Annotated in this window: 15 protein-coding genes; 5 read left to right on the top strand and 10 right to left on the bottom strand. The window is 72.7% G+C overall.

All coding sequences use genetic code 11. The features are described from left to right. Positions 1-26: 26 nt before the first annotated feature. From phoB to V7Z97_RS10045, 3 genes are all read left to right on the top strand, one after another. Complete coding sequence (gene phoB / locus V7Z97_RS10055; protein WP_334163206.1) at positions 27-716, top strand: phosphate regulon transcriptional regulator PhoB; 690 nt, start codon at positions 27-29, stop codon at positions 714-716. Positions 717-756: 40 nt separating this feature from the next. After that, a complete protein-coding gene (purD, locus tag V7Z97_RS10050) occupies positions 757-2028 on the top strand; it encodes a phosphoribosylamine--glycine ligase (RefSeq protein ID WP_334163204.1) in 1272 nt (423 codons plus the stop codon). 67 nt (positions 2029-2095) lie between these two features. Further along, on the top strand, positions 2096-3181 hold the full coding sequence (locus V7Z97_RS10045) for a phosphotransferase family protein (protein ID WP_334163202.1): 1086 nt from the start codon (positions 2096-2098) through the stop codon (positions 3179-3181). Here V7Z97_RS10045 and lpxK read toward each other — a convergent pair. Genes lpxK through V7Z97_RS10020 form a run of 5 tightly spaced genes read right to left on the bottom strand, consistent with a single transcriptional unit; the run spans position 3178 to position 8942 of the window. Then, positions 3178-4185 carry a tetraacyldisaccharide 4'-kinase gene (gene lpxK / locus V7Z97_RS10040; protein ID WP_334163200.1) on the bottom strand — a complete coding sequence of 336 codons (1008 nt, stop codon included), beginning with the start codon at positions 4183-4185 and terminating at the stop codon, positions 3178-3180. The genes V7Z97_RS10045 and lpxK overlap by 4 nt on opposite strands. Next, a complete protein-coding gene (locus tag V7Z97_RS10035; RefSeq protein ID WP_334163198.1) occupies positions 4182-5456 on the bottom strand; it encodes a 3-deoxy-D-manno-octulosonic acid transferase in 1275 nt (424 codons plus the stop codon). The genes lpxK and V7Z97_RS10035 overlap by 4 nt, the downstream gene beginning before the upstream one ends. Next, positions 5453-6436: a cation diffusion facilitator family transporter gene (locus tag V7Z97_RS10030; RefSeq protein WP_334163197.1), complete on the bottom strand. Its 984-nt coding sequence runs from the start codon at positions 6434-6436 to the stop codon at positions 5453-5455. Before V7Z97_RS10030 ends, V7Z97_RS10035 begins: the two co-directional genes overlap by 4 nt. A 32-nt stretch (positions 6437-6468) precedes the next feature. Continuing rightward, complete coding sequence (locus tag V7Z97_RS10025; RefSeq protein WP_334163195.1) at positions 6469-7173, bottom strand: lysophospholipid acyltransferase family protein; 705 nt, start codon at positions 7171-7173, stop codon at positions 6469-6471. Continuing rightward, positions 7170-8942 (bottom strand): ABC transporter ATP-binding protein, encoded by a 1773-nt coding sequence (locus tag V7Z97_RS10020; RefSeq protein WP_334163310.1) that lies wholly within the window; start codon positions 8940-8942, stop codon positions 7170-7172. Before V7Z97_RS10020 ends, V7Z97_RS10025 begins: the two co-directional genes overlap by 4 nt. A gap of 106 nt (positions 8943-9048) precedes the next feature. On the opposite strand from V7Z97_RS10020, the gene V7Z97_RS10015 reads away from it, so the two are divergent. Next, on the top strand, positions 9049-9732 hold the full coding sequence (locus V7Z97_RS10015) for a fused DSP-PTPase phosphatase/NAD kinase-like protein (RefSeq protein ID WP_334163193.1): 684 nt from the start codon (positions 9049-9051) through the stop codon (positions 9730-9732). Positions 9733-9791: 59 nt separating this feature from the next. Next, positions 9792-10010 carry a hypothetical protein gene (locus V7Z97_RS10010; RefSeq protein ID WP_334163192.1) on the top strand — a complete coding sequence of 73 codons (219 nt, stop codon included), beginning with the start codon at positions 9792-9794 and terminating at the stop codon, positions 10008-10010. Between the two features lie 13 nt (positions 10011-10023). On the opposite strand, the gene V7Z97_RS10005 is transcribed toward V7Z97_RS10010, so the two are convergent. The 5 genes from V7Z97_RS10005 to V7Z97_RS09985 all read right to left on the bottom strand — a co-directional run. After that, positions 10024-10269 (bottom strand): DUF4170 domain-containing protein, encoded by a 246-nt coding sequence (locus V7Z97_RS10005; RefSeq protein WP_334163190.1) that lies wholly within the window; start codon positions 10267-10269, stop codon positions 10024-10026. A gap of 29 nt (positions 10270-10298) precedes the next feature. Then, the gene (locus V7Z97_RS10000) at positions 10299-11090 is read right to left on the bottom strand and encodes a 3'(2'),5'-bisphosphate nucleotidase CysQ (protein ID WP_334163187.1); all 792 of its coding nucleotides are present in this window, start codon (positions 11088-11090) and stop codon (positions 10299-10301) included. After that, positions 11087-12418: a TldD/PmbA family protein gene (locus tag V7Z97_RS09995; RefSeq protein WP_334163185.1), complete on the bottom strand. Its 1332-nt coding sequence runs from the start codon at positions 12416-12418 to the stop codon at positions 11087-11089. The genes V7Z97_RS10000 and V7Z97_RS09995 overlap by 4 nt, the downstream gene beginning before the upstream one ends. Positions 12419-12455: 37 nt before the next feature. Beyond that, the gene (locus V7Z97_RS09990) at positions 12456-12857 is read right to left on the bottom strand and encodes an MAPEG family protein (RefSeq protein ID WP_334163184.1); all 402 of its coding nucleotides are present in this window, start codon (positions 12855-12857) and stop codon (positions 12456-12458) included. Between the two features lie 55 nt (positions 12858-12912). Beyond that, positions 12913-13604: UbiD family decarboxylase (locus V7Z97_RS09985; RefSeq protein ID WP_334163183.1), on the bottom strand; the 692-nt coding region annotated here is incomplete at its 5' end.

Below are 13604 nucleotides of genomic sequence, written 5' to 3'. Positions count from 1 at the left end.
GCCGAAAGCCTGACGGAGAGACGCCGTTGCAGCCGCACATCCTGGTGGTGGAGGACGAGGACAGCCTTTCCACCCTCCTGCAGTACAACCTCGAGAAGGAGGGCTACGACGTGGCCGTCGCCGGCGACGGCGAGGAGGCCCTGCTGCTCGTGGACGAGCGGCTGCCCGACCTGATCGTGCTCGACTGGATGCTGCCGAAGGTCTCGGGGATCGAGGTCTGCCGGCGGATCCGCCAGCGGCCCGAGGCGCGCAACGTGCCGATCATCATGCTGACCGCCCGCGGCGAGGAGACCGACCGCATCCGCGGGCTCGACACCGGCGCCGACGACTATGTGGTCAAGCCCTTCTCGATGACCGAGCTGGCGGCGCGGATCCGCGCGGTGCTGCGCCGGTTGCGGCCGGGCCTGGCGGAGGACCGGGTGCGCTGCGGCGACATCGTCATGGACCGGGTGGCCCACCGGGTGAAGCGCAGCGGCAAGGAGGTCCACCTGGGCCCCACCGAGTTCCGCCTGCTCGACCACTTCATGCAGCACCCGGGCCGGGTGTTCTCGCGCGAGCAGCTGCTGGACGCGGTGTGGGGCTCGGACGTCTACGTCGAGGCCCGCACGGTGGACGTTCACATCGGCCGGCTGCGCAAGGCGCTGGGCGCGTCGGACGGCGGCGATCCGATCCGGACGGTGCGTTCGGCGGGCTATTCGCTGGACGTCGACGCCTGATCCTTGACCGCAGGGCCGGCGCGGGCGAAAGCGCCGGTCCATGAACATCCTCCTGGTGGGCTCGGGCGGGCGCGAACATGCGCTCGCGTGGAAGATCGCGCAGTCGCCGCTGGTCAAGCGGCTGGTGGCCTCGCCGGGCAATCCCGGCATGGCGAAGGTCTGCGAGCTGGCGGAGTGGAAGCCCACCGAGGTGGCGCGGCTGGTCCAGTTCGCCAAGGAGATGGCCGCCGACCTGGTGGTGATCGGGCCGGAGCTGGCCATCGAGGCGGGCCTCGCCGACGCGCTGCAAGAGGCGGGCATCCCCTGCTTCGGACCGACGGCGGCGGCGGGGCGGCTGGAATCCTCCAAGGCCTTCACCAAGGCCTTCGCCGAGCGCCACCACATTCCGACGGCCCGCTACCGGATCTGCGAGGACGCGCCAACGGCGAAGGCGGCGCTGGACGGCTTCGCGCCGCCCTATGTGGTCAAGGCCGACGGCCTGGCGGCGGGCAAGGGGGTGGTCATCGCCCAGGATCGGGCGGCGGCGGAGGCGGCGATCGACGACGCCTTCGGCGGCGGCTTCGGCTCGGCCGGCCAGACCATCGTGCTGGAGGAGTACCTGGAGGGCGAGATCGGCTCGCTGTTCGCGCTGGGCGACGGGCGCTCGTCGATGGTGTTCGGCTGGGCCCAGGACCACAAGCGCGCCTTCGACGGCGACGAGGGGCCCAACACCGGCGGCATGGGCACCTATTCGCCGGCGCCGGTGTTCACCTGGGACCTGGTGGAGGAGGTCCGCGAGCGGCTGGTGGAGCCGGCGTTCAGGGGCATCGCCCGGGAGGGCGCGCCCTACCGCGGCGTGCTGTTCGTGGAGCTGATGGCCACCCGCGACGGGCCGAAGCTCGTGGAGTTCAACGCCCGCTTCGGGGACCCGGAGTGCCAGGTGCTGATGCTGCGCCTGGAGAGCGACATCGTCCCCTACCTGATGGCCTGCGCCACCGGCCGGCTGCACGAGATGCCGGCCCCGCGCTGGCGCGACGAGCACGCGGTCTGCGTGGTGCTGGCGACGGAGGGCTATCCGGGCAAGGCCGAGGCCGGGAGCGTGATCCGCGGCGCCGACCGGGACTTCGGCCCCGACGTGGTGGTGTTCCACGCCGGCACCTCGCAGGGCGAGGACGGGCTGCTCAGGGCCGGCTCGGGCCGGGCGCTCAACGTCTGCGCGGTGGGGGCCGACCTCGCCGAGGCGCGGGAGCGGGCCTATGGCGCCGTGGCGGCCATCGACTGGCCTGAAGGCTTCCACCGCACCGACATCGGCTGGCGCGCGCTTTCGAGGTAGCGCCTTGCCGCCATTGCCCGCGCCCCGATAAGGTGGATTCAAACAAGCGTAAGAGAGAGGGAGCGCCATGGCCGTCACCACGGACCTCGCCGCCGAGCAGGCGCGGGAGCAGGCCAACACCGGCACCAAGCCGGTGGCGGACTCCCACCGCTTCGACGAGGCCTCGCTCGAGCGCTGGATGCACGCGAACGTCGAGGGCTACGCGGGTCCGCTGGAGGTGCGCCAGTTCAAGGGCGGCCAGTCCAACCCGACCTACCAGCTGATCACCCCCGGCAAGAAGTACGTCCTGCGCCGTAAGCCGCCGGGCAAGCTGCTGCCGTCGGCGCACGCGGTGGACCGCGAGTTCCGGGTGATCAGCGCGCTGCATCCGACCGGCTTCCCGGTCGCTAGGCCCTACGGCCTGTGCACCGACGACAGCGTCATCGGCACCTGGTTCTACGTGATGGACATGGTCGAGGGGCGGGTGCTCTGGGACCAGAGCCTGCCGCAGTGCCAGCCGGCCGAGCGCAACGCGATCTTCAAGGCGAAGATCAAGACGCTCGCCGACCTGCACAACACCGACTACGTGGCCATCGGCCTCGAGGACTACGGCAAGCCGGGCAACTACATGGCCCGGCAGGTGGACCGCTGGACCAAGCAGTACAAGGCCTCCGAGACGGTCCACATCCCGGAGGTCGAACGGCTCATCGAGTGGCTGCCGAAGACCGTTCCGGCCCAGGAGCGGACGTCGATCGTCCACGGCGACTACCGCCTCGACAACATGATCTTCCACCCGACCGAGCCGCGGGTGGTGGCGGTGCTGGACTGGGAGCTCGGCACGCTGGGCGAGCCGCTGGCCGACTTCACCTATGTGCTGATGAACTGGATCAACGGGACCATCTCGACGATCCCGGACCTCAAGGCCCACGGCATCCCGACCCTCGACGAGGCGGTGGAATACTACTGCAGCCTGACCGGCCGCACCGGGATCCACGATCTCAACTGGTTCTTCTCGTACAACGCCTTCCGCTTGGTGGGCATCCTGCAAGGAATCCTCGGACGGGTTCGCGACGGCACCGCCAACCACCCGGACGCGGCCAACATGGCGCCGCGGGTCGAGGCGCTGGCGAAGATGAGCTGGGCCTACGCTGAAAAGGCCGGCGCGACCGCCTAGAGCCCGATCCTCGCCAGCAGGGCGTCGAGGGCGGCTTCGTCGTCGAACGCGGCGCGGACCGGCCAGGCGACGACCCGCGCGCGCCAGGCGGGCGGCAGGCGGACCCAGTCCTTCTCGGTGGTGACCAGGCCAGCGCCGAACTGGGCCGCGCGGTCGGCGAGGCGCCGGAGCGTCGCCTCGTCATAGGCGAAGTGGTCGGGGAAGGGGGCGAAGTCGGCGAGGTCGCAGCCGGCAGCCTGCAGCGCCCGCTCCACCTTCCACGGCTTGCCGACGCCCGCGAAGCCCAGCTGCCGCCCCGGCGGCGGCGCGACGGCGGCCTGCAGGTGCGCGGCGAGGACGGGAACCGCATCGAGGGCGCGCACGAGGTCGGGGGCGGCCTGCGGCAGGTCGGCGGGCAGCAGGATCACGGCGGCGTCGGCGCGGGCGAGCCCCCGGGCGAGCGGCTCGCGCATGGGGCCGGCGGGAAACACCCGGCCGTCGCCGAACGGCCACTCCTCGCCGCGCGTCTCGCCGTCCACCACCACGAGGGAGAGGGCCTTGCGCACCGACGGGTTCTGGTGGCCGTCGTCCATGACCACGGCCTCAGCGCCCGCCGCCGCGGCGGCGGCGGCGCCCGCCGCCCGGTCGCGGGCCACCCAGACCGGGAAGTCGCGCGCCAGCATGAGAGGCTCGTCGCCGACGTCGGCGGCGGTGTGGACGCCCGGGTCGACCCGCACCGGACCCGCGAGCCGCGCGCCGTAGCCGCGCGAAAGGAGGTGGACCGCCCGGCCGCGTCCGGCCAGGCGACGGGCCACCTCGCGCACCACCGGCGTCTTGCCCGCGCCGCCCATGGTGAGGTTGCCGACGCAGATCACGGGGACGGCGGGGTCTGCGGGCTCAGTCCCGGCGATCCGCCGCGCGGTGGCCGCCGCCCAGATCCAGGAGAGCGGCGTGAGCAGCGCCCGCGCCACCGGCATGACCCGCCGGTCCCGCGCATACCACCAGCGGGGCGTCCCGAGCTTCATGCGGGCAGCAGGGGGTCTAGGCGGGCGAGGGCGGCGTCGAGCGCCTGCCCCTGCCGCTCGGCGTAGCCAAGCGCCGCCTCGCCGATCCGGCGCGCGATGGCGGGATAGGCCAGCAGGCCGGCCAGGTGGCGGGCCAGGGCGTCGAAGTCGAGGGCCTCGATGGCGGCCACCTCGGCGAACATCTCCCGGTAGACGTCGGCGGCGTTGAAGGCGTGCGGACCGGTGAGGATCGGCCGGCCGTGGCGGGCCGGCTCAAGCGGATTGTGGCCGCCGATGCCGGGGACGAAGCCTCCGCCCATCACCACCACGTCGGCGAGCTCGAACAGCAGGCCCAGCTCGCCCAGGGTGTCGGCGAGGTAGATCTCGGTGTCGGCCGCTAGGGGCTCGCCCAGCGAACGTCGCGCGAGCCGTCGCCCGGCGAACTCCCGGGAGATCTCCCCAGCGCGGTCAGGATGGCGTGGCGCGAGCACCAGCAGGGGCGCCTGGTCCGGGGCGGCGCGGGCGACGGCGGCGGCGACCGGCGCCTCCTCGCCGGGATGGGTGCTGGCGGCGAGCACGACCTTGCGGGCGCCGACCGCCGCACGCAGGCGGGCCAGTTCGGCGGGGTCGAAGGGCAGGGGCGCGCCCACCAGCTTCAGGTTCAGGCGCGGCCCCACGGCTGCGCCCAGGCGGGCCAGCCGGGTCTCGGTGGCCTCGTCCTGCGGCAGGACGAGATCGAAGGCGCCGAGCAGGGCGCGGGCGCTGCCCGGCGTGCGGGACCAGTGCCGGGCGCTGGCCTCGGTCATCCGCGCCGACAGCAGGGCCAGCCGGACGCCGCGCGCTCGCGCCGCGGCGATCAGGTTGGGCCACATCTCGCTTTCGACGAAGAGACCGAGGTCGGGCCGCCAGTGGTCCAGGAAGCGGCGCACGGCGTCCGGGGTGTCGACCGGCGCGAACTGGTGGATCACGCCGGCCGGCAGGCGCCGCGCGAGCAGGGCGGCGGAGGTCACCGTGCCGGAGGTGACCAGCAGGGTCGCGCCCGGCCGGCGCCGCCGCAGGGCGTCCACCAGCGGCAGCAGCGACTGGGTCTCGCCGACGCTCACCCCGTGCAGCCAGACGAGCGGGCCGTCGGGCCGGAGGCGGCCGGCGCGTCCGAGGCGTTCGCCGAGCCGCTCCGGGTCCTCCTTGCCGCGGGCGGCGCGGCGGCGGAGCACGGCCGGCGCGAGCGGCTGGAGGAGGCCCGTCGCGGACCGGTAGAGGGCCAGCGGCAGGGTGGGGCGGACCTTCGTCACACCACCTCGGCGGGGGCCAGGCGGCAGGCGTGGGCGGCGTCGGTCTCCACCTGCAGGGTGGCGTGGCCGATGTTGAACCGTTCGTGCAGCCCCTCGCAGGCCAGGTGCAGGAAGGCGTCGCCGTCGCCGTTCGCGGGCCGGACGACGTGGGCGGTGAGCGCCGTCTCGGTGGTGCTCATGGCCCAGATGTGCAGGTCGTGGACCTCCTGGACGCCGGGCAGGCCGGCCAGCCAGTCGCGCACGGCGCCCACGTCGATGCCCTTGGGCGCGGCGTCCAGGGCCAGGTCGACGGAATCGCGCAGCAGGCCCCAGGTGCCCAGCAGGATCACAGCCACGATCAGCAGGCTGAGCGCCGGGTCGATCCAGAGCAGGCCGGTCCACATGATCGCCAGGGCGCCCACCACCACGGCCAGCGAGACCGCGGCGTCGGCGGCCATGTGCAGGAAGGCGCCGCGGACGTTGAGGTCCTCGTGGCCGCGCAGGAAGAGCAGGGCGGTGGCGGTGTTGATGACCACGCCAAGCGCCGCGGTCGCCATGACCACGCCGGTCTGGATGTCGGCCGGCTCGCGCAGCCGATGGATGGCCTCGGAGACGATGGCGCCGACGGCGACCAGCAGCAGGACGGCGTTGGCGAGCGACGCCAGGATGGTCGCCTTGCGCAGGCCGTAGGTGCGCCGCCCGGCCGGGGCGCGCTTCGCCAGCACCGCCGCGCCCCAGGCCAGGATCAGCGACAGGACGTCGGAGAGGTTGTGGCCGGCGTCGGCCAGCAGCGCCATGGAGCCCGCCCAGACGCCGGCGGCGGCCTCGGCGACGACGAAGACGGTGTTGAGCGCGACCCCGATGGCGAAGGCCCGGCCCATGTCGGCGGGGACGTGGTGATGGTGGCCATGGGAATGACCGTGCGCGTGGCCGTGCGAATGGCCATGCCCGTGGGCGTGGTCGTGGTGATCGTGGTGATCATGGTCGTGCGCCCGGGCCATCGGGGCCTATGTCTCACCGGCGGGCGCGCCGATCAATGCGCGCGGCCCACCAGGGCCTCCGCCCGGCGCGTGGCGGCCGACAGGCGGGCGGACCAGTCGGCGATCAGCGCCTGGATGGCGGCCTCGTCGGCGTCGGCGGGCACGAACAGCGGGCCGTCCCAGACCACCGCGCCGCGGCCGAAGGGGGCGGCGAACATCACCTTGTCCCAGGTGTTCTCAAGCTGCCAGGCGGGATTGGCGGCGATGCCCATGAGGAACACCGGCTGGCCCGACCGCCGGGCGATCTGCAGGGCGCCCGGCGCGATCACCTCGTTCGGCCCGCGGGGACCGTCGGGTGTGACCACCAGCGCCCCGCCCCCGGACACCCACGCCACCGCCGCGCGGAGCGCCGCCACCGCCTGGCGCGCCTTGGCCGAGTCGCCCTTCTTGGCCGAAGAGACGCGGATCGCCGGGAAGCCGGACATGGCCAGGGCCCGGGCGATGAACTCCCCGTCGGCCGAGGGGGAGACGAAGGCCCGGGTGCGCTTGCGCCACCACTGCGGCGCGGTGGCGAGCCCCATGGGGATGCGGCCGTGCCAGAACAGGGCGACGGCGCCGCTGTCGCCGGCCAGCACCGGCTCCACGCAGGCGACGTTCTCGTGCCGCCAGCGGACGGTGTGCAGCACGATCCGCAGGTAGGTCCCCAGCACCCAGCCCAGGACGGCCTGGACGCCATCGCTCCGCAGCAGCGTCTTCAAGCGGCGGTCTCCGCCTCCAGGTCCTGGGTCCTGGCCAGTCGCGCGTAGAGGCCGCGCTTCTTCATCAGGGTGTCGTGGTCCCCGGTCTCGACGATGCGGCCCCGGTCGATGACGTAGATCCGGTCGGCGCCGCGCACCGTGGAGAGGCGGTGGGCGATCAGCAGGGTGGTGCGCCCGGCCATCAGGCGCCGCAGCGCCGCCTGCACCTGGGCCTCGCTCTCGGTGTCCAGCGCGCTGGTGGCCTCGTCGAGGAGCAGGATAGGGGCGTCCTTCAGGAAGGCGCGGGCGATGGCGATGCGTTGCCGCTGCCCGCCGGAGAGCCGGGCGCCCGCCTCGCCGACGGTGGTGTCGTAGCCGTGGGGCAGGGCCTCGATGAACTCATGCGCGGCGGCGGCGCGGGCCGCCTGCTCGACCTCCGCCGCGGTGGCGTCCGGCCGCGCGTAGCAGATGTTGGCCCGGATGGTGTCGTCGAACAGGAAGGGCTCCTGGGTCACGAGCGCGATCTGGTCGCGCAGGGACGAGAGCCGCACGTCGCGGACGTCGCGCCCGTCGATCAGCACCCGGCCCTCGGTAGGGTCGTAGAAGCGCGGGATCAGGTTGAGGATGGTGGTCTTGCCGCCGCCCGAGGGGCCGACCAGGGCGACGGTCTCGCCGCGGCGCACCTCGAAGCTGATCCCGGACAGCGCCGGCGTGCCGTCGCCGTACGAGAAGCCCACGCCCTCGAAGCGGATCGTGCCCTCCGAGCGCGGGAGCGGGCTGGCGCCGGGCTGCTCGCGCACCTCCGGCTCCACGTCGAGCGCCGCGAACAGGCGGCGGCCGGCGGACATGCCCTCGGCCATCACCGTCTGCAGGTTGGCGAGCTGGCGCAGCGACTGGGAGGCCAGGCCGAGGGCGCCGATGAAGGCCACGAAGGCGCCCACCGTCATGCCGCCGGCCTGCGATCGCCAGCCGGCGTAGGCGATCACCGCGGCGGTGATCAGGGTCATGACCAGTTCGGTTGACGGCGCGGCCCGAGCGCGGGCGTTGGCGCCCTTCACGAGGTGGTTCTGCCGGCGGCGGACCACCTCGGCGACCCGCGCCTCCTCGTAGGCCTCGCGGTTCTCGATCTTCACCACCCGGATGCCGTCGAGGCTCTCCATGATCGCCGTGGAGAGCGCCGAGGTCTCGGCCATGGCGCCCTTGGCCGCCTTCGTCGTGCGCTTGGAGAACCGGCGCATGATCCAGCCGGAGAGCGGCAGGGCGGCGATCAGCACCAGCGACAGGGTCATGTCATTGGAGACCATCACCGTGATCGCGCCGATCACGGTGAGCAGGTGCTGGGTGTAGTTGATCACGCCCGCGGTGGCGGCCTCGCGGATCAGGCCGGCGTCGTAGAGCACCGAGGAGACGTAGGCGCCTGAGTGCTGGCTGCGCAGCCGGGCGAGGTCGGCGCGGACCAGCTTGCCGAACAGCTGCACCTGGATGTCGCCCACGACGCCGTTGCCGATGCGGTTGACGAGGGACGCCTGGATCATCTGGGCGACGGCGCGGCCGAGCGCCAGGAGCGCGATGGTCACCGGCAGGGCGACCAGGGCGCCGGGCTTGTGGTTGACCATCAGGTCGTTGACCGCCGGCTCCAGCACGCGGATCAGCTCGGCCGAGAAGACGGCGACGGCGATGGCGGCGACCAGGGCGGTGACCCAGCCCTTCCACCGTGGCGCCATGTAGACGCGCCACACACGTCCCACCAGGGCGCGGGCGGGGAGCTCGGGCGGGGCGGGCGCGCTCATGGCCGAGGGGTCGGCCGATGCGGGGTCGGTGTCAAGCGGGCGGCGCGGCACGCCACCCTCCACCACACGCTTCCGCAGCGGCGCGCGAACGCCTAGTTAAGCGGCCATGACCTCCGATCCCGTCCCGAACGGCTTCGACCTCTCCTCCGCCGGCGGCCGGATCCGGGCCTATGCCGACTATCTGTGGCGCGACCACGCCTACCTGCGGCTGGGCTTCTCCAACGCCCACTGGATCAGCGAGGAGCTGGTGCGGGCGAACCAGCCCTGGCCGCACCAGCTGAAGGCCTGGAAGGACCGCGGGATCAGGACCGTGATCAACCTGCGCGGCGGGTTCGATGCGAGCTTCCACGCGCTGGAGAAGGACGCCTGCGCGAAGCTCGGCCTCGACATGGTCGACTTCACCATCACCTCGCGCGAGGTGCCGAGCCGCGAGCGGGTGCTGGGCGCCAAGCGCCTGTTCGAGACCATCCAGTACCCGGCCCTGATGCACTGCAAGTCCGGCGCGGACCGGGCGGGCATCATGAGCGTGCTCTACATGCACTTCCGGAAGGGCCGGACGATCCGCGAGGCCATGGAACAGCTGCACCTTCGCTACCTGCACGTGAAGCAGGGCAAGACCGGCGTGCTGGACTACACCTTCGAGCGCTACCTGGAGGAGGGCGAGCCCGCCGGGATGAGTTTCCTGGAGTGGGTGCAGAGCCCGATGTACGACCCCGCCGGCATGAAGGCCAAGTTCCGGGCCGGCATGCTAGGCAGCGTGCTGACCGAGAAGCTGCTGCGCCGCGAATGAGCGATCAAAAGTCGGAGAGGCGACAGACTTCCGATATCCTCCGTGCGAGCATAAGGCCCATGGACGACGCCGCGGGGACACTCGAAAGCCGGGAAGACTTCTACACGCTGCTCTGCGTGCGCGCGGACGGCGTCGCCTCGTTCGTGGACGTCTACGCCGCGGACGACCTCGACAGGGTGCGCAGCCACGCCGCGAGGCTGCTCCGCGAGCACCTGAGCTCCCGAAAGGTCGAGGTCTGGCGCGACGGGGCGCTGGTCGAGGAACTCGACCGCGCCTGACGCCGCCTGCGTCCTAGTGCTCGTGGTCCTCGGCGTCGGCGCCGGGGTCGAGCAGCCGGTGGGCGTGGATGATGAAGTAGCGCATGAGCGCGTTGTCGACCGTCTCCTGGGCCTTCGCCCGCCAGGCGCGCATGGCGTCCTGGTAGCTGGGGAAGGCGCCGACCAGGTCGACCTTGGTGAGGTCGCGGAATTCGGGCGCGCCTTCGAGGGACTTGAGCTCGCCGCCGATGACGAGGTGCAGAAGCTGCTTGTCGGGCATCTGGTAACCTTGGGAACGGGAATGCTGGATCAGCTTGCCGTCGCGATATGCCGGACGCGCTCCAGGATCAATGGGGCGAGGCCGGGCGTGGCGCAGATCAGGCTGGGCTGCACGGGCGCGGGCCCGTTGTAGCGGAAGCCGTGGCCTGTGTGGTCGCCCACGAAACAGCCGGCCTCGGAGGCGATCAGGTCGGCGGCGGCGACGTCCCAGTCGTGCTTTGGCACCGGCGCCACGGCCGCGTCGAAGGCGCCGGAGGCCACCAGGCACATGCGGTAGGCGGTGGAATTGCGCTGCTCGACCCGCATCTGCGGCCACGGGATCGGCCAGCTCGGGTGCGGGAACAGGCGCGGGTCGCCGGCCATGGCGCAGTCCTCGAGCCGGCAGGTGGCGCTCGTGGAGATCGGCCGTCCGTTCAGCGTCGCGCCATGGCCGGCCCTGGCGGCGTAGGTCTCGCCCACCTCCGGCGCAAAGACGACGCCGGCGATCGGCCGCTCGTCCTCGACCACGGCGATGGAGACCGCCCACCACGGCCGGTCGTTGAGGAAGGCCCGCGTGCCGTCGATCGGGTCGACCACGAAGAGTCGGCGGCAGGCCAGCCTGGCGGCATCGTCCGCCGTCTCCTCCGAGAGCCAGCCGTAGTTGGGGCGGGCGGCGCCCAGGCGCTCGCGCAGCAGGGCGTCGGCGGCGAGGTCGGCGTTGGTCACCGGCGAATTGCCGGCCTTGTACTCGACCTCCAGGCCGCGGGCGCGCAGGTCGTGGGCCAGTTCGCCGGCCTCGCGGGCGGCCTCCAGGATCAGGGCGAGGTCGTTGGCCGCCGTCATCGGCCGGCGATGGCGAGGCCGTCGATCAGCAGCGAGGGGGCGTTGGTGGCGCCGCGGATCTCCAGGTCGGAGCCGGGCACGAGGCGGCCGTAGATGTCGATCAGGTTGCCGGCGACGGTGATCTCGGTGACCGGATAGGCGAGTTCGCCGTCCTCGAACCAGAAACCGGAGCAGCCCACCGACCAGTCGCCGGTGTTGCCGTTCAGGGAGGGCCCGAACATGGAGGTGACGAGGAGGCCGCGGCCGGCGTCACGGATCAGGGCCGCCTGGCCCCGCTCGCCGGGCGCCAGGGTGAGGTTGGCGGGGCTGACGCCGGGCGGGCCGGCGAGGCCGCGCGAGGCGTGGCCGGTGGTCGTGAGGCCGAGCTGGCGGGCCGACGAGGAGTTCAGCAGCCAGGTGGTCAGCACGCCGTCGTCGATGATCGCCCGGCGCTGGTTGGCCACACCCTCGTCGTCGAAGGGTGCGGAGCCCAGGCCGCGCGGCCGGTGCGGGTCGTCGACGACCGAGACGCCCTTCGCGAACACCGGCTGGCCGAGGCGGTCCTTCAGGAAGGAGGTGCCGCGGGCGATCGAGGGGCCGGAGATGGCGCCGACCAGAGGGCCCAGCAGCGACGCCGCCAGCCGGTTCTCGAAGATCACCGGGGCGGTGGTGGAGTCGATCTTGCGCGCCCCGAGCCGGGCTGCCGCCCGGCGGCCCGCCTCCGCCCCGATCGCCTCGGGGGAGGGCAGGTCGGACTGCCAGCGTACGGAGCGGCCCTCGTAACCGTTCTCCATGCCGGCCTCGTCGGCGGCGATGGCGCTGGCCCCGATGGAGAAGCCGGAGGCCCGGTGCAGGCCCATGAAGCCGCCGGAGGTCACCATCCGCCACTGCGAGGTCGACCAGGAGGCCGAGGCGCCGTCGGAGTTGGTCACCTTCGGCGTGGCGCGGGCGGCGGCCTCGGCGAGGCGGGCGCGCTCCTCCAGGGTCTCGGGCGAGGGCTCGGCGGGGTCGTAGATATCGAGGTCGGGCAGTTCGCCGCGGGCCAGCCGGTCCGGGTCCGCGAGGCCGGCGTAGGGGTCCTCGGGCGCCAGGCGGGCCATGGCCACGGCGCGCTCCACGAGCTTGGCGCGGGCCTCGGGGCTGACGTCGGAGCCGGAGACGGTGGCCTGGCGGCGGCCGACGAACACCCGCAGGCCGAGGTCGCGGGATTCCTCGCGCTCCACCTCCTCCAGGTCGCCCAGGCGCACGGAGATCGACAGGGCGCGCCGCTCGGCGCCGACGGCCTCGGCCGCGTCGGCGCCGGCCTTCAGCGCGGCGTCGACCACATCTCGCAACAGGTTTTCGTCCATCCCGGGCATATGGCGGAGCGCGCCCGCCCGGGCAAGCTCAGGGAATGGCGTAGAAGATCAGCGCCACCGCCGCGGCCAGGTAGGCGAGCCAGGTGAGGGTGACGCCGATGCTGCGCGGCAGGGAGGCCTCGCCGCTGCGCGAGAGGCCGAAGGCGTGGGCCGCGCGGCCGAGGAACAGGGTCACGCCGACCACGTGCACCACCATCGGCGGGGCGCCGGCGACGGCCAGCACGGCCAGGCCGATGAGGCCCGTGGGGACATATTCGGTCGCGTTGCCGAAGGCGCGGATGGCCTGGATGAGCGAGGGCACGTCGCCGTCCCCGAACACCACGCCGTGCAGCCGGCGCTGTCGCACGACCAGCACCGACAGCACGAGCAGCAGGATGAGGTGCAGCCCGACCCAGAGCGCAGCGGCCTGCGCCGACGCCGTCACGTCCATGCCGTTCCTCCCCAAAGGAGCGCCAGTTGCGCGCGCTTCGGACGACCGCGCAAGCTCAGTCCACCGGCCGGCCGCCGCCGGGCAGGCCGAGGCGGGCCCACTTCTCGGTGACGGCGTCGACCACCGCCCGGTCCATGCCGAGCTTCTCGCCCCACTCGCGCTTCGTCTCCGGCGGCCACTTGTTGGTCGCGTCGAGGCCGATCTTGGAGCCCAGGCCGCTCTCCGGCGAGGCGAAGTCCAGATAGTCGATGGGGGTGTTCTCCACGACGGTGATGTCGCGGGCCGGGTCCATGCGGGTGGAGATCGCCCACATGACGTCCTTCCAGTCGCGGGCGTCGATGTCGTCGTCCACGACGATCACCCACTTGGTGTACATGAACTGCCGAAGGTAGCTCCAGACGCCCATCATCACGCGCTTGGCGTGGCCGGGGTAGGCCTTCTTCATGGAGACCACGGCGATCCGGTAGCTGCAGCCCTCGGGCGGCAGCCAGAAGTCGGTGATCTCCGGAAACTGCTGGCGCAGGAGCGGGATGAAGACCTCGTTCAGCGCCTCGCCGAGCACGCTGGGCTCGTCCGGCGGGCGGCCGGTGAAGGTGGTCAGGTAGATCGGGTCGCGCCGCATGGTGATCGCGCTGATCTCGAAGACCGGGAACTTCTCGACGCTGTTGTAGTAGCCCGTGTGGTCCCCGTAGGGGCCTTCGTCGGCGTACTCGTCCAGGTGGACGTGGCCCTCCAGCACGATCTCGG

The organism is Phenylobacterium sp. (assembly GCF_036821595.1).
In the GTDB taxonomy this organism is placed as follows: Bacteria; Pseudomonadota; Alphaproteobacteria; order Caulobacterales; family Caulobacteraceae; genus Phenylobacterium.
Note: the sequence above shows the minus strand (reverse complement) of the source record. Positions and strands in the feature narration are given on the sequence as shown.